The organism is Amycolatopsis sp. NBC_00345 (assembly GCF_036116635.1).
Classification (GTDB): Bacteria; Actinomycetota; Actinomycetes; order Mycobacteriales; family Pseudonocardiaceae; genus Amycolatopsis.
Genome location: NZ_CP107995.1, coordinates 5,394,863 through 5,410,313, shown reverse-complemented (window position 1 = coordinate 5,410,313; position 15,451 = coordinate 5,394,863). Strand labels below are relative to the sequence as shown.

Sequence of the window (15,451 nt, the reverse complement as noted above, 5' to 3'; positions counted from 1 at the left end):
TGCGGGAATCCGGCTGACAAGCGAAGTCGATGAGGTCTGGCGTGCACGTTCTCCGGCCATGCCCAGTACGTGGCGTCGGCCGGGGAATGAGCGGTAACGTGCGGAAGTGACTGACGTGATCATCCTTCACGGAGCCTGGCACCAGCCCGCTCACTACGCCGAACTCGCCGAGCTGCTGCGCGCCCGGGCTCTGTCCGTGGAGGTGCCCGACCTCTACGAGCTGTCGCTCGCCGAGAGCACCGCGAAGGTCGAGGCCATCGTCTCGGGCTCGTCGGAGCCGCCGGTGGTGGTGGGGCATTCGTTCGGGGGTGTCGCCGCTGGGACGGTCCGTGGTGCCGCCGCGTTGATCTTCCTCAACAGCTGGATTCTCGACGTCGATGAGTCCCCGGCCAAGGTGCTCGCGGACACTCCCGGCGAGCCCGGCGAGGGGTTGCTCGCGCTGCCGGACGTGGACGGGCGGCTTCGCCTGGATCCGGACGACGCCCGGGCGAAGCTCTACGGCGACGTCGACGAACCGGCCGCCACGCGTGCGGTGGAGTTGCTGCGCCCGGAACCTCCGTCGATCTTCGACGCCACACCTACTCGGGTGAGCTGGCGGGACACCCCGTCGATCTACCTCCGCGGGCAGCAGGACCGGACCATCGCGACTCCGCTTCCGGACCGCTTCGCCGGGCGCTGCTCTCGCACGGAAATGTGGGACACCAGCCACTCGCCCCACCTGAGCCGCCCGGCCGCCGTGGCCGATCTGATCCAGCGTCGGCGAGCGGGCGACGGCAACTGAGCCCGGCTGTCGGCACAGGTCGAGGAGAACGTGGGATTCCAGCCGACGCGCGCAGCAGCGTACACGGCTAGGCCGGGAGAGCGAGCCCGTGACTGGGAGGAAACGGTTCACAGGGCAAGGGCCTCGGTCGGGGTGAGCCTGGCCGCGCGCATGGACGGGTAGACCCCCGCGAACGCCCCGATGAGCAGTGCGCCGGCGAGGCCGCCGATCAGGGTTTCGGGCTGGACCACGAGCGGCCAGTGCTGACGGAGCACGTAGGCCGCGGCCGCGCCGACGCCGAGTACCAGGCCGAGCGCGCCGCCCAGCCCGGAAAGGGCGACCGCCTCGGTGAGGAACTGGCCACGGATGTGCCCGCGGGTAGCGCCCAGCGCCCGGCGGAGCCCGATTTCGTTGCGGCGCTCCAGCACCGAAATCACCATCGTGTTGGCCACCCCGATGCCGCCGACGAGCAGCGCGACCGCGGCCAGTCCCAGCAGGAGCGCGGAGAACGTGGTCTGGGTGGCGCGTTTGGCGGCCAGCGCCTCGGAGGGCTTGGTCACCTGCACGGCGTCGGGGCGCTCCGGGTTGACCGTGCCGGGCAGTACCGACCGCACGTCCTCGATCGCGGAGTCGACCGCTTGGACGTAGAGCAGGCTGGGATGGCCGTCGAACCCGAGATAGCCGCGCGCCGCGTCCCAGCCCACCAGCGCCGACCGCTCCAGTTCCGGGTAGAGCGGCATCGGGTCGAGCACGCCGACCACCGTGAACCAGACCCCGCCGATGAAGACCTGGGGTGCCGATCCCTTGGCCAGCAAGGGAAACCCCAGCCGTGAGGCGGCGACCGCGCCCAGCACGACGGTGGGGAAGTGCTCGGTCGCCGCGTCCAGGAACCGCCCGGAGCCGAGGTGCCCGCGGACCACTGACAACAGCGCGAGATCACTGGCCTGGACACTCACTCCGGTCACCTCGGCCGGATCCGAGTGATCGGACCGGGTGATCTGGGCTTTCGTCTTTCCCACCGCCCGGACCTCGGTGACCGGGGCGATCCGGCGCACCATGGTGCCGGACTCGGGCGGAAGCGGTACCGGTGGGTTGAGCTGCGTGGGGGAGGACACCTCGAGCACGTTGCTGCCCAGCGCGGAAAGCTGCTCGGTCAACGCCTGCCGGCTCGACGCCGGAATCGTGGTCACCAGGACCAGGGTGGCGATGCCGATGGAAATGCCCAGCGCGGACAGCGCGGCGCGGGCCTTGCGCGTGCGCAGGCCGAGCAGTCCCACGGACAACAGGTCACGCAGGCGCACGGCGCACCGCCCCGGTGTCGCGGCGGACCCGGCCGTCGCGGATCTCCAGCCGGCGGGGCAGCCGGGCGGCGATGTCCCGGTCGTGGGTGATGACGGCGATGGTCGTGCCCTCCCGGTTGAGCGTGGTCAGCAGATCGAGCACGGCCGCTCCGGTCGCGGTGTCGAGTGCGCCGGTCGGCTCGTCCGCGAGCAGCAGCGCGGGCCGTTTGACCAGCGCGCGGGCGATCGCGACGCGTTGCCGCTCCCCGCCGGAGAGCCGGCTGGGCCGGTGCTCCGCGCGGTGGGCCAGGCCGACGCGATCCAGCGCGGCCAGCGCCAGTGCCCGGCGGCGATGGCGCGGCACCCCGGCGTACAGCAGGCCGGTGGCCACGTTCGCGGTCGCGCTCAAGCCGTCGATGAGGTGGAACTGCTGGAACACGAAGCCGATGCGACGGCCGCGCAGCTCGGACAGCCGGCGGTCCGGCAGGGTGGAGACGTCCTGGCCGTCCACCTCGACCGTGCCGGACGTGGGCCGGTCCAGCGTGCCGATCACGGTGAGCAGGGTGGACTTGCCGGAGCCGGACGGGCCCACGATCGCGAGCAGTTCGCCCGGCTGGATCGTCAGGTCGACTCCGTCGAGCGCGCGCACGCCACCGGGATAGGTCATGCCGACGCCGCGCACGGCGAGCACCGGGGTCACGACGCCGTCACCACCGTCATGCCGTCGGTCACGCCCGCACCGCTTACCTCCACCAGACCCTGGGCGAACAGCCCGGTGGTGACCGGCACGAGAGCGCCGCCGGGGCGTTGCAGCGCATAACCGCCCTGCTTCACGGCGAGCAGCGCGCCGACCGCCACCGCGAGCACGCCGTTCCTGCTCGCGGACGGGAAGACGACCTGCACGGACGCCGCGTCCAGTGCGCCGGCCTTGGCCGGATCGTCCAGCGAAACGACCAGTTGCACCTGCTGCGCGGCCGCCGGGCCGCCACCGCTGCCGCTGCCCGCGGACTGGTCGCCGCCCTTGGCCGTGGCCCCCACCGAGCCGACAGTGCCGCCGGTGGTGCTCCCGTCCGGCATCGTGACGGTCAGCTTGTCCCCGGTCTTGTGCGATCCGACGTCGGCCGCGTCGATCTGCACGGTGACGGATCTGGTCGTGGCACTCACTTCGAACAGCGGGTTCGTCGCGGGGTCACCGAGTTGCGCGTGGATCGTGCCGACGCGGACCGGCCCGCCGAACACGACGACGTCAGCCACGTCCACCACACCTGTGGCCGCTTCGCCGTTGGCGGTCTGCCACCGTTTGACCGCCTCGATCAGCGGCTGGGTGAGGACCGCCTCGCCCACGCCGACCTTGACCGGCGGCGAGCCGGCGCTGGTGCCGGCCCGGGGCTGCGCGCCGATGACGTACCCGAGCGCGGCGAGGTTGTCCGCGACCAGCTTGACGTCCTTGCCGACCAGGCCGGCCGCGTCCAGCTTGCGGTACAAGGGAATGCCGCCGACGAAGAGCGTGACCGGCTTGTCGTCGACCCGGTAGACCTGCTCGCCACGGGACACCGTCGTGCCCGTCGCGGGCAGCCAGGTCACCACGCCGGAGCTGGTTCCCTTGAGCATCCGGGTGTCGCCGTAGCCGAGCGTCCCCGCGGTGGAGGTGCTGGTGGACAGGTCCGTCCGGCGGACCTGCGTGGTGCTGGGCGCGGCCGGCGCCGCCGCCGACGGCCGGCCAGGCGCGTCGCCGAACCACCAGACGCCGGCCCCGGCCGCCACCACGACCAAGGCGGCGGCGAGGGCGATCTTGGCTGCCTTACCGGGCACTGTAGGCATCCTTGCGGCAGTCGAACTCGATCTTGGACTGCTGGTCGGCGGACAGCGTCGGCCGGCCGTCGTAGTTCCAGCCGCCACCGCCGGGCAACGGGGTCACCTTCATGCCGTGCTGGTTGAGGCAGGCGATCTCCTTGCGGTAGCCGTCCAGGTAGTGCGGATTGGTGTCGGGGGACAGCTCCGGCGAAGGCAGCGGCTTGATGGGGTCGCACTGGTCGAACGCGCCGGTGTAGGCCGGGTTCCGGCCGCGGACGGTGGCGTCGTTGCTCTTGGGCGCGAGTACGCCCGGCGACTTCTCCCCGAAGGGCACGCCATGGTCCTCGAGGCATTTCCAGTACGTCTGGATCCAGCCCCACCACTCGGCGTCGGTGGTGTTGAGGGTCTGCTGCGGATGGCGGTCCACAGTGGACGTGGTGGTCGCGGCGCCGGGGCCCGCCAGGGCCTGGACGGCCGGCAAGGAGGCCACGCCCGGTGCCGGCGCGGCCGGGCTGTCACACGAGACGGTGGCGGGAAGCACCGCGAGCGCGCACAGGCACAGTGCGAGCCTCAGGGGGAAAATCCTCATGAGGACAGCGTCGAGGAATGTTATGAGTGTCCGGTTAAGACGCTGTTCGAGTGCTGTCGGGCCGCTAGGCTGGGGCGATGTCCTCCCGTGTGCTGGTCGCCGAGGACGACCCCAAGCAGGCCGAGGTGATCCGCCTGTACCTGGAAGACGAAGGGCACACCGTCGCGGTCGTGCACGACGGGCTCGACGCGCTGGCCCAGGCCCGCGCCGAGCGGCCCGATCTGCTGGTGCTCGACGTGATGCTGCCCGGGATGGACGGCCTGGACGTCTGCCGCGCCCTGCGTACCGAGTCCGACGTGCTGGTGCTGGTGCTGACCGCGCGGGCCTCGGAGTACGACCTGCTGCGCGGCCTGGACCTCGGCGCCGACGACTACCTGACCAAGCCCTACCGGCCCCGCGAACTGGTGGCCAGGGTGCGGACGTTGCTGCGCCGGGGCCGGTCCGGACCGCGGACCGGCCCCGGCGCGGTGCTGCGGGCCGGGGATCTGGTCGTCGACCCGACGCGGCACGAAGTCCACGTCGACGGGCGTCCGGTCGAGTGCACGCACGCCGAGTTCGCCCTGCTCGAGGTGTTCGCCGCCCAGCCGGGCCGGGCGTTCACCCGCGGCCGGCTGCTGGAGCTGACCCGGGGCACGGACGCCTACGTCACGACCCGGATCATCGATGTGCACGTGCTCAACCTGCGCCGGAAGATCGAGCGCGATCCGGCCCGGCCGACCCGCCTGGTGACCGTGTACGGCGTCGGCTACAAGCTCACCGATGCCGCCGGCTAGGTTCGCCCGCCGCCGGAGCCTGGTGGTCCGGCTGACGGCGGTCTCCGCGCTGATCGCGGTCAGCTCGATCGCCGCGACCGCGTGGCTGGCGGTCGAGGGCACCACCCGCGCGATCCGGCAGGAGCAGGGCCAAGCGCTGTCCGGCGACGCGTCCACCTACGACGAGCTGATCGGCTACGCGGCGAAGAACCGCGACTGGAACGAGGTCGGCGACACCGTGCGTCTGGTGGCGGCGAAGGCCGGGCGGCGGATCGTGCTGACGACTGCGGCGCGCACGCCGATCGCGGACTCCGGCAGTGGCGCGCACACCCTGCCGGCCCAGCCCAGCGCGGTGGTCGACCCGTTGCACGTGGACCCGGTGCTGGTGCCCGACACCGCGCCGAGCGGGATCGATCCCCGCGCGGTGGGACCGTACGCGCTGACTCCGGACGAACGCGTCAGCCTGCAGACCGCGGCCGCCGAAGAGCAATTCTGCTTGCAGGACAACCGGATTCCCGCCGAGGTGCGGGAGCTGCCGTCGGGACGCCCGGTGGTCAGCCCGCCCGGTGGCGGCTTCGTGCCCACCAAGTGCGACACGCGTGCGCTGGACCAGCCCACCCCGACCGAGGCCAGGGCGCTCGACGAGGTGAACGCGCTGGTCACCACCTGCCTGAAACGACAGCATGCGAGCGAGTCCGCGGTGGTCACGCTCGGATTCGTCGTGACGGGCAACCAGACTCAGCCGGCGAAGTCCTGTGTGGACTCCGGCCGCCGGGAGCAGCTGGCCGGGTACGTCGCACCGCCGGCCCTGCTGTTCGTGCTCAGCCAGGACGGCGAGCCCCAGCAGGCGTTCCCGCTGTCGACCGCGAACGCCGAACGCATCGTCCTGGTGACGCTGGGCGTGGTCGGACTGGCCATGCTCGTCATGGTGGCGTTCGCCTCCAGACTGGCCAGGCCACTGCGCGCGCTGACCGAAGCCGTGCGCCGGGACCAACGGGCCGCCGTGACCTCCCGCGACGAGATCGGTTACCTGGCAACGGCGTTCAACACGCTGGTGGAGCGCCGCGAGCAGACCGAGCAGCAACGGCGCACGATGATCAGCGACATCGCCCACGAGCTGCGCAACCCGCTCAACGCCATCGGCGGCAGGCTGGAAGCCGCCGAGGACGGGCACCTGCCGCTGGACCGCGCGCTGACCCACTCCCTGCTGGAAGACACGGTGCTGCTCCAGCACATCATCGAGGACCTGCGGGACATCTCGGACGCGGACGCCGGGCAGCTGCGGATACACCCCGAAACGGTGCTCGTCGCCGACCTCGTCGACCAGGTCGTCGCCGCGCACGCACCGGACGCCAGGGAAGTCGCCCTCACCGCGACCGTGGACGACCCGGACCTCGTGCTCGTCGCCGATCCGGTGCGCCTGCGCCAGGCCATCGGCAACCTCGTGGCCAACGCGCTGCGGTACACGCCGCCGGGCGGGCGCGTGACGGTGCGCGCGGCGGCCGACGGCGACCAGGTGGTGATCGAGGTCGCCGACACCGGGACCGGCATCGCGGCCGAGGACCTTCCGTTCGTGTTCGACCGCTTCTGGCGTGCCGACAAGTCCCGGGCCCGGCGAACCGGGGGCAGCGGCCTGGGCCTGGCCATCGTGCGGCACCTGGTCGAAGCCCACGACGGCGTGGTCGCCGCCGGCTCGGGGGAGGGCGCGGTGCTCACCCTGCGGCTACCGCGGTCCGGCCCCCGGCACCGCTGACCGCTGCCGGGGGCCGGAGTGCGGTGAGGATCCGCGATTCGGCATGACCGCCTGTGCGGTATGCGGATGACCGGACGGCGCGAAGTCGCTATAGCAGACCAGCTCCAGGTACGACAGGCACCCAGCCTCCAGGAACAACAGGATCTCGCACGCGGGCTCGTCCCCCTGCTGACGGAGCTCGGCGACCCCATCGAACTCGACCGACAGCAGAAGGCCAAGCACCGCCCGCTCCGCCTCGGTCAACGGCCGCGGCATGCCCATAGCCGAATCCTGCCACAGCCGCGATCAGCCACTCCCGAGTTGTATGCGGCATGAGCGGACGTTGAGAAACATGACGACAATTGCCCGTCTGCAAAAGATGTTTTGGGCAAGGTCCAAGAATTGAGACGTCCATCCTATTGCCCGATGCGGCATTTCATGGCCGGTGCGGGTGGAGTTGGCCCACTTTTGGCGCTGTGACCTGCGAAGGGTCACTTTTGGCGGTGGAACGAGTGCGCGAATTCGTCGGTGAAGACGGCCTGTTCGGCCTCCCCGTTGCGCGAACCGGAATTTCGTGCCTTCTGCGGCCGTCCGATAGCTTCGAATTCATGGAACGGAGCTTTCAGGCAGCCGAAGAACTTGTTACTGCGTTGCGTGCCGGTGCGGTGACATCGGTGGAACTGACCGAAGAGGCGATCGCCCGTATCGAGCGCGACGATGAGGTGATCAATGCGATCTGCGTGCCGGACTTCGACCGTGCACGGGCCGCCGCGCACCGTGCCGACCAGGCCCGTGCGCGTGGTGAGGACCGGCCGCTGCTCGGCATTCCGGTGACGGTCAAGGAGTCGTACGACATCGCCGGGCTGCCGACGAACTGGGGCATGCCGCAACACCGGGACTACCTGCCGGCCGAGGACGCGGTACAGGTGTCGCGGCTCAAGGCCGCGGGCGCGGTGGTGCTCGGCAAGACCAATGTGCCGTTGGGGCTGCAGGACATCCAGACCTTCAACGAGATCTACGGCACCACCAGCAATCCGTGGGATCACGATCGCACGTCGGGCGGATCCTCCGGCGGGTCGGCGGCGGCCCTGGCGTCCGGGTTCGGCGCGCTGTCCATCGGCTCCGACCTCGGCGGTTCGCTGCGCACCCCCGCGCATTTCTGTGGCATCTATGCGCACAAGCCGACGCTCGGGCTGGCGGCGCCCCGCGGCATGGTCGCGCCGCCGGCACCGCCGTTGCCGGTCGACCTCGACCTCGCCGTCGTCGGTCCGATGGCGCGCACCGCCCGCGACCTCGCGCTCCTGCTCGACGTCATGGCCGGACCGGACCCGCTGACGCTCGGCAAGGCGCACGACTTGACGCTCCCGCCCGCGCGCCACGAGCGGCTCGGCGACTTCCGGGTCCTGGTCCTCGACGAGCATCCGCTCATTCCGACCGGGTCCGCCGTGCGGGCGGGCGTGAACCGGGTGGCCGACGCGCTCGCCGACGGCGGCGCCCGCGTCGAACGGCACACTCCGCTGCTGCCCGATCTGACCGAAGCCGCGACGCTCTACATGAAGTTGCTGATTTCTGGCTCCGTCGCGCGTTTTCCCGTCGACGCCGACGAGCAGCTGCGGACCCGCGCCGCCGGACTGAGCGCGGACGACCAGAGCCTGGACGCCGTGCGGCAGCGCGCCATGGTGTTCAGCCACCGCGACTGGATGGAGGCGAACAACCGCCGCGAGCTCCACCGCCACGGCTGGCGGCAGCTGTTCGCCGAGTTCGACGCCGTGGTGTGCCCGATCACGCCGACGCCCGCGTTCCCGCACGACCACAGCCCCAATCCGCTGGAACGGCGCCTCGACATCGACGGCGTCGAGTACCCGTACTTCGACCAGCTCGTCTGGGCCGGCCTGGCCACCATGCCCGGCCTGCCCGCCACCGCCATACCCGCGGGCCGGTCCGCCGAGGGCCTGCCGGTCGGGGTGCAGCTCATCGGCCCGATGTTCGAGGACCGCACCCCGCTGCGGCTGGCCGAACTGCTCGAGCAGAAGATCGGCGGCTTCCAGGCACCGAAGTACCAGGCTGCCGCGAGACCCAGGATCCGGACGTCGACCATGCCCGCTCGTAGCGCGGCGTCCGGAGTGTCGAGCAGTGCCGCGAGCCGGCGGTGCTCTCCTGGTCGATGAATTCGCGAAGCAGCGCCTCGGACTGCGGGACATACTGCGATGCCAACCGATAGGAGGCCGTGTCCTTTGACCCGGTGGAATTGCCCGCCGATCTCGACCATGCCGGCCCCGCACCAGTGCGGCCGGCATGGTCGCGATCGCGCCGGCGTTCGACCTTGCGCGCCGCCGGCACCCGGGGCGAGCGATGGCGCCCGGAGCCGACATCACCGCACTGCGCGCTGCGGATGGTGGTGGGCGAGGTGCCGGCGCAGCAGGTCGCGTCCGTAGTCACCGCCGTTGGGGGTGCGGACGATGGTGTGGACGTGGAACGGTTCGGGCTGGTCGTTGTCGAGGAAGACGCCTGACTGGCAGTCGTATTCGATGAGGACGACGGGGCTGTGGACGCGGTAGTAGAAGGCGTCGTTGTCGCCGGTTCCGCCGATCCAGGCGAGGTGGGTGTCGTCGAGGTGCTGTTCGATGTTTTCCATGAACGCGGCGGCGGGACCGTCCGGGAGTCGCTGGGCGTAGGTGTTCACCAAGCGGAGCAGTGAATTTCGTTGCGGGAGGGAGAGTCCGCCGGCCGGTAGCCCCGCGTAGGGGATGACGCGGTTGTCCTGCGCTGCGCCGCCCCGGTGCCTGCCGTTGAGGGGGTCGGCGAGTTCGGCGGGCAGGTCCTGCACCCGCATCGAGGAGTGGAGAACGGCCTGGCTTTCCTGCGCGGGGCGCAAGCTGCGCAGCAGGTCGAGTCCGGCTGCCCGCTGCTCGTCGAACAGGCGCAGGCCCTTGTGGACGCCGCGGTCGGCTTCGGTGGGTTCGGCGCCGATGAAGGTCGGGGTGAGGACCATCTGCCTGCCGAGGATGAAGCAGTGCACGTCGAGGTGGTGGCCCCACAGTTGCCATCCCCACGGCTGGGTTGTCGAGGGGGTGCCGAACACCGCGATGGAATAGGAGTATTCGGTGAGGGTGTCGCGGTATCCCCCGACCAGCTCGCCGAGTGCGGCGTTGAGTTTCATCGCCGTCCGGGCGTCGGAGAAACCGGTGGTGGACAAGGACTCCTGGAGGATCGCGAGTGCACGATCGCGTTGCGCGGGTTCGAGGTCCTCGAGGCGCAGGCCGTGCGGGTCCCAGCTCGGAAAGGCGTTGATCCACATCCGCCATTCGTCGGCGTCGACGGCGAACAGGACGTTTTCGCGCTGGGTGGGGGTGAGGCAGTCGAGGAAGGCGGTCGCCGCTTTGCTTGCTGGCCCGGGATTCCACCCGGTGTCCTGGATGGCGAACAGATCGGGTACGACGTGTCCGTCCGTGGTGATGCCGACCAGCGGCTCCTTGGCCTTCTCGAGCACGGGCGGGAACAACTTCCGGAAATCCGGGGGCAACGCCGAGAGATCCACCCGCGCGTTCTGGATCGGCAGCCCGAGGACGGGTCCGAATCCCCGGTAGCGCGTCTTTTCGTCTTCATCGTCCACGATGGAGCATGCCTTCCTTGTACTCGAGCGCCGGCCGGTCAGGCCACGGCTGGGGCCGGTTCAGTGGCTGAGGTTGACCTGTTCCCGGTGGTGCTCGCCTTTTTCGATGAGGTCGACGAACCCGAGGGCGTAGTCCGCGGCGGAGATCGCGCCGCCGTCCTCGGGGGCGACCGAGACGTCGTCGCCGAGCCGGTAGCGGCCGAGTCGTTCGCCGGGCGCGTGCGCACCGAACCCGCGCGCCGGGCTGACATAGACCCAGTCGAGTGTCGCGGGCGTGGCGGGGAGGTCCTCGATGATCACTGCCGCGTCGGTGAGGATCCCGTCACGGAGCTCTTCGGGGACTTGGCTGAGGTCGGTGACGAAGCGATCTGCCCCGGGCGAGGGGCGCAGCGACGAGGCGCCGCCGACGACGAACAGGCGCACGCCCTCGGTGTCGGCCAGACGCGCGATGGTGCGGTAGACGTCGCGGAAGGGGCCGGCCAGCGGGCCGCGCGGGGCGAGTACGGCCACCGCTACGTCCGCGCCTTCGATGACCGAAGACAGCGTTGCTTCGTCGGTGGCGTCGCCTTGGACGTAGGTGACGTTCGGGATCGGCGCGTCGGGCAGCGAGCGGCTCAGTGCGGTGACCTGGTGACCGCGGGCAGCGGCCTCCGTGACGATGGCCGAGCCGGCATAGCCGGTGCCGCCGATGACGGTGAAACGAGACACGAGATGCCCTTTCTGGGTGACGGGTGGCGTCGGGCGACGCGCTGCGCTTACCGTATGAGTGCAACTCTCCAACGGGAAGAAGGCACTTTGCGGTAACCACTCAGTCTCGCAGAAGATGCTCACCCAGACCCTCCGCGGACTCGAACGGGACGGGCTCGTACACCGCACCGTCCACCCCGAAGTCCCGATCCGCCTCGAATACCAGCTGACCGAAGCGGGCCGCACCCTGCGCGAACCACTACGCGCACTAGAGGAATGGTCGATCACCCACCTCGGCAGCGTGTCCGCGTCACAGAAATCCTACGACCACACGAATCGACCTCCTGCCGCCGCCACGGACCGCGACAAGTAACAGATTCGCTGATGGGGGCGCTTACGCCGGCAGGGTCCGCCGCAGGAACTCCGTTGTCAGGGCCCAAGCCCGGGCCGCCGCGGCCGGGTGGTGGAACATCGGCGCGACGCGGTTGTGGAACGCGTGCCCGGCGTCCTCCTGCACGTGGATCTCCGCGTCGGGATGCGAAGCCACCGCGGACTCGACCGCGCGGACGTCCGACCGCGGGATGAAGGGATCCTGCCCGCCGAAATGGAACTGGAGCGGACAGCTCACCTCGGCCAGCGACGCCAGGTCCGACGCCACCGCCGAGCCGTAGAAGGAGATCGCGACGTCCGGGGTGCCGGCCGCGGCGGCGGAGAAGGCCAGGGAGCCGCCCAGACAGAAGCCCAGGACACCGGCGCCGTCGGTCACCTCCGGGAGGGCGCGCAGGTGGGCGAGCGCCGCGAGGACGTCCAAGAGCCCCTGCGCCGGGTCGAACGCTCCGGAGACCTCCATCGCCCGGGTCACGCCGGCCTCGTCATGCTCCGACGACCAGCCGGGGGCGAACCGCCAGAACAGTTCCGGCACGGCGACCACGTACCCGAGCGCGGCGAGATCCGCGGCGACCCCGGCCAGGTACGCGTCGAGGCCGAAGATCTCCTGGACCAGCACGAGTCCCGGGCCACGGCCGGATTCGGGCAGCCACACGGGCAGTCCGACAGTGCCGTCGGCGAGCTGGAGCTGGTCGGTGCGCGTGGGCAAGGGGGCCTCCTGGACCACTCGAGCGTCCATAGTGGACGCATTGCGGCTGTCGCGATGGGGACCACCGTAACGGCGGAACCCGGTCTCACGGGCAGCGGCATCACGCCAGGGCGCCGTAAACCAGCTGCGCCCGGCCGTGAGCAGCCGGGATGATCGCGGGATGACGACGTCCACGGCGTTCACCCTCGCCGACAACTGGCACGGTGGGTTCTACGAGCTGGCCCTGAACCTCGGCGCCACCAGCGACACACGTCTGGAGCGCGCGCTGGCCGCACTGGCCGGGGCCGTGCCTGTGCCGGACTGGTACGGCACCCGCGACCGCGAGCCCGCCGGGCAGCCGCCGGTCGGGTGCACCCTCGGCTCCCTGCGGCGCCACCAGCACCTGCAGGGGATCGTCACGCTGCCCGGCGGGACGCCGGTCGTCTGCGGGGTGGTCGCGATCCGCGAGGACGGCGGGCCCGACTGGCTCGACTTCTACCTGCCGCTCGGCGCGCTGGGCCGCGCCGAGCCGCGCGTGGACGCCTTCCCCTTCCCGTTCGAAGGGGAAGGGGCGCTCGCGCACCTCGCCTGGCGGCGGCCGATCGACGACTGGCTGGCCGAAGTGGGCCGACAGGTCCACGCCGCCGCCGGATTCTCGTACGGCCTGATCGGCCACGAGGTGTCCGGCGAGCGGCGTCCTGCGGATCCGCCGCCCGAAGAGCGGCGCGTCGGCCTGCTCATCCCCGCAGACGGCGGACCGCGCTACTGGCCCGCCACGACCTAACGCTCCTTGCTCACCGTGGCGAGCAGCTCCGGCCCGTGGCTCACCAGGCGCCGCTGGGCGATGCCGCCCCACCACCACGCGAGCAGCAGCCCGGTGGCGACGCCGGCCGGCACGCCGATCCACTGCAGCACCGGCAGATCCGCCAACGCGCCGACGACGCCCAGCGCCAGCACCGGGAGCACACCGACGCCCATGAGCAGCATCGTCGCGAACATCATCAGCAAGCGGGCGCAACCGGGGCGGCCGCCGGACGACCACGGGCTCGAGGAGCGCCGCTGGTCCGGCAGCGGGAAAGCCAGGAACACCGACTGCAGCATCAGCACCCCCGCCCCCGCGCCCAGCAACGCCGGCACCAGGCCCAGCACCCACGGGTACGCGCCCGGCTTGCCCAGCGCGCCCGGCAGCACGGCGGCCAGCAGCAGGGCGACCGGCGCGATGATCAGCGCCCACGCGAGCTGCCGTCCGCGGACGTCGGCGCGCTCGGCGCCCGGCACGATCAGCGTGTGCCACAGCGAGCTGCCGTCGAAGCCGTAGAGGTTGCCCGACTGCATGCACGCGAAGAAGACCACCGCGATGCCGAGGTAGGGGACCAGCACCGGGTGGCCGCCGCCCGAGAGCGTCGGCACCACGGCGACGACGAGGCCGACGATCAGCGTCGAGAGCAGCGCGACCCGGCGGCGCGCGTCCCGCCGCCACGTCCAGAGTTCCTTACGTGCCACCGCTCCCACGGGCGTCGCCGGCAGGATGCTCCGCCGGGTCCGCGTGCCCGGCGCCTTCACACGCGTCCGCGAGGTACCGCTGAACGAAGGGCTGGTCACACGCTTCGTCAGCAGCGCGCCCCACGCGGCGACGAGCACGGCGAGCAGCGCGACCATCGCCGCGAGCAGGCCGAAGGCCGTGCCCCACGAGCCGTCGCCCGCCGCGCGCACGGCGAGCGTGCCCCAGCCGGACGGCAGCGCGTGCACCACGCCGACGAAACCGGGCATCTGCCCGTTCACGATCGCCGGGCCCAGGCTGTTGAGCGCGTAGTTCAGCGCCACCCCGGAAAGCCCGGTGAGCGCGACCAGGACGACGCCGAGCTCCTTGCCCTTGCGCGAGGTCAGCAGCGCGCCGAGCGCCGCCATCACCACGCGGTAGAGCAGCACGGCGAAAGCCAGCTGCAGCACCGTGAACACGAGCCCGACGACCGCCGCGCCCACGCCGAGGCGCAGGCCGTAGACGAACAGGCCGAGGAACGCGAGCAGGCTCACCACCGCCGCCACGCCCACGAAGCTCGCCGCCAGCAGGCCGACGGCGAGCTTGCGACGCCCGATCGGCAGCAGCGCGAAGTGCTCCGGCCGCAGCGTGTCGTCCCCACCGCCGGTGGCGACCGGCGCGAGCACCCAGCCGAGCACCCACACCGCGTACACCGACGTCAGCAGGTCGACCGTCACCTGCGGCCCGTGGATCGGCACGATCGCCAGCGCGAGTGTCCCCGCGGCGCCGAGCAGGCCGAACACGCCGCCGACGAGCATTCCGGCGATCTGGCGGCCCTTCAGGGAGTTGCGCAGGACGCGCAGCTTCAGTCGGACGAGGACGCCAACCACGACAGTCCTTCCGCTCCGCCGGTGCGCCCGCCCACGATGTGCACGAACGCGTCCTCCAGGCTGCCCTCGCCGCGGACCTCGTCGACGGCGCCCGCGGCCACCACCCGGCCGCGCGTGATCACCGCGACGTGGCTGCAGAGCTGTTCGACCAGCGCCATCACGTGGCTGGACAGCACCACCGCGCCGCCCGAGCCGACGAACCGCTGCAGGATCGTGCGGATGGTCGAGGCCGACACCGGGTCGACGGCCTCGAACGGCTCGTCGAGCACCAGCAGGCGCGGGCCGTGCAGCAGCGCCATGGCGAGGCCGATCTTCTTGCGCATGCCCGCGGAGTAGTCGATCACCAGCGTGCGCTCGGCCTCCACCAGCTCCAGCACGCCGAGCAGTTCCTGCGCCCGCTCCGCCACCGTGCCCGGGGCGAGGCCGCGCAGGAGTCCCATGTACGTCAGCAGTTCCCGCCCGGTCAGCCGCTCCGGAATGGACAGTCCGTCGGGCAGCACGCCGATCAGGGCCTTGGCCCGCTCCGGCTCCCGCCACACGTCGACGCCGAACACGTGCGCCTGCCCGGAGTCCGGGCGCAGCAGCCCGACCGCCATCGACAGCGATGTCGTCTTGCCCGCTCCGTTCGGCCCCACCAGCCCGAAAAACGACCCCTTCGGCACTTCCAGCCGTACGTCGTCCACAGCGATCGTGGTCCCGAAGCGTTTTGTCAGCCCGTACAGGCCCATTGCCGGTTCGTCAGCCACCGCGTCCCCCTTCCGTGGTCAGGTCGGGAAGACTACCGGGGTCACCCCGGCGC

General features: G+C 71.3%; 15 protein-coding genes. 6 read left to right on the top strand and 9 right to left on the bottom strand.

All coding sequences use genetic code 11. The features are described from left to right. Positions 1-106 precede the first annotated feature (106 nt). Positions 107-781 (top strand): alpha/beta hydrolase, encoded by a 675-nt coding sequence (locus OG943_RS24070; RefSeq protein WP_328603163.1) that lies wholly within the window; start codon positions 107-109, stop codon positions 779-781. A 107-nt stretch (positions 782-888) separates the two neighbouring features. On the opposite strand, the gene OG943_RS24065 is transcribed toward OG943_RS24070, so the two are convergent. The 4 genes from OG943_RS24065 to OG943_RS24050 are packed head-to-tail and all read right to left on the bottom strand — an operon-like array spanning position 889 to position 4,423. Beyond that, a complete protein-coding gene (locus OG943_RS24065; protein WP_328603162.1) occupies positions 889-2,061 on the bottom strand; it encodes an ABC transporter permease in 1,173 nt (390 codons plus the stop codon). Next, positions 2,048-2,740 carry an ABC transporter ATP-binding protein gene (locus tag OG943_RS24060; RefSeq protein WP_328603161.1) on the bottom strand — a complete coding sequence of 231 codons (693 nt, stop codon included), beginning with the start codon at positions 2,738-2,740 and terminating at the stop codon, positions 2,048-2,050. Before OG943_RS24060 ends, OG943_RS24065 begins: the two co-directional genes overlap by 14 nt. Next, positions 2,737-3,852, bottom strand: coding sequence for a peptidoglycan-binding protein (locus tag OG943_RS24055; RefSeq protein ID WP_328603160.1), 1,116 nt, complete (start codon positions 3,850-3,852; stop codon positions 2,737-2,739). The genes OG943_RS24060 and OG943_RS24055 overlap by 4 nt, the downstream gene beginning before the upstream one ends. Further along, complete coding sequence (locus OG943_RS24050; RefSeq protein WP_328603159.1) at positions 3,842-4,423, bottom strand: hypothetical protein; 582 nt, start codon at positions 4,421-4,423, stop codon at positions 3,842-3,844. The genes OG943_RS24055 and OG943_RS24050 overlap by 11 nt, the downstream gene beginning before the upstream one ends. Before the next feature lie 77 nt (positions 4,424-4,500). Between OG943_RS24050 and OG943_RS24045 the strand changes: the two genes are divergently transcribed. The 3 genes from OG943_RS24045 (at position 4,501) to OG943_RS24035 (ending at position 9,075) form a co-directional block, all read left to right on the top strand. Next, the gene (locus OG943_RS24045) at positions 4,501-5,196 is read left to right on the top strand and encodes a response regulator transcription factor (RefSeq protein ID WP_328603158.1); all 696 of its coding nucleotides are present in this window, start codon (positions 4,501-4,503) and stop codon (positions 5,194-5,196) included. After that, a complete protein-coding gene (locus tag OG943_RS24040; protein ID WP_328603157.1) occupies positions 5,183-6,928 on the top strand; it encodes a sensor histidine kinase in 1,746 nt (581 codons plus the stop codon). The genes OG943_RS24045 and OG943_RS24040 overlap by 14 nt, the downstream gene beginning before the upstream one ends. Positions 6,929-7,515: 587 nt before the next feature. Then, positions 7,516-9,075: an amidase gene (locus OG943_RS24035; protein ID WP_328603156.1), complete on the top strand. Its 1,560-nt coding sequence runs from the start codon at positions 7,516-7,518 to the stop codon at positions 9,073-9,075. 203 nt (positions 9,076-9,278) lie between these two features. Here the strand turns inward: OG943_RS24035 and OG943_RS24030 are convergent, their stop codons facing one another. Together OG943_RS24030 and OG943_RS24025 are read right to left on the bottom strand one after the other, a co-directional pair. Next, positions 9,279-10,520, bottom strand: a complete 1,242-nt coding sequence (locus tag OG943_RS24030; protein ID WP_328603155.1) for a DUF3500 domain-containing protein — start codon at positions 10,518-10,520, stop codon at positions 9,279-9,281. A gap of 60 nt (positions 10,521-10,580) precedes the next feature. Further along, positions 10,581-11,228 (bottom strand): NAD(P)-dependent oxidoreductase, encoded by a 648-nt coding sequence (locus tag OG943_RS24025; protein WP_328603154.1) that lies wholly within the window; start codon positions 11,226-11,228, stop codon positions 10,581-10,583. 115 nt (positions 11,229-11,343) lie between these two features. Between OG943_RS24025 and OG943_RS24020 the strand changes: the two genes are divergently transcribed. After that, positions 11,344-11,580, top strand: coding sequence for a winged helix-turn-helix transcriptional regulator (locus OG943_RS24020; protein ID WP_442874553.1), 237 nt, complete (start codon positions 11,344-11,346; stop codon positions 11,578-11,580). 21 nt (positions 11,581-11,601) lie between these two features. On the opposite strand, the gene OG943_RS24015 is transcribed toward OG943_RS24020, so the two are convergent. Next, positions 11,602-12,303, bottom strand: coding sequence for a dienelactone hydrolase family protein (locus OG943_RS24015; RefSeq protein ID WP_328603152.1), 702 nt, complete (start codon positions 12,301-12,303; stop codon positions 11,602-11,604). 160 nt (positions 12,304-12,463) lie between these two features. On the opposite strand from OG943_RS24015, the gene OG943_RS24010 reads away from it, so the two are divergent. After that, a complete protein-coding gene (locus OG943_RS24010; protein ID WP_328603151.1) occupies positions 12,464-13,066 on the top strand; it encodes a hypothetical protein in 603 nt (200 codons plus the stop codon). On the opposite strand, the gene OG943_RS24005 is transcribed toward OG943_RS24010, so the two are convergent. Both OG943_RS24005 and OG943_RS24000 read right to left on the bottom strand, forming a co-directional pair. Continuing rightward, a complete protein-coding gene (locus OG943_RS24005; protein ID WP_328603150.1) occupies positions 13,063-14,652 on the bottom strand; it encodes a hypothetical protein in 1,590 nt (529 codons plus the stop codon). The two genes, OG943_RS24010 and OG943_RS24005, sit on opposite strands and share 4 nt — an antisense overlap. Continuing rightward, complete coding sequence (locus OG943_RS24000) at positions 14,628-15,398, bottom strand: ABC transporter ATP-binding protein (RefSeq protein ID WP_328603149.1); 771 nt, start codon at positions 15,396-15,398, stop codon at positions 14,628-14,630. The genes OG943_RS24005 and OG943_RS24000 overlap by 25 nt, the downstream gene beginning before the upstream one ends. Positions 15,399-15,451 lie beyond the last annotated feature (53 nt).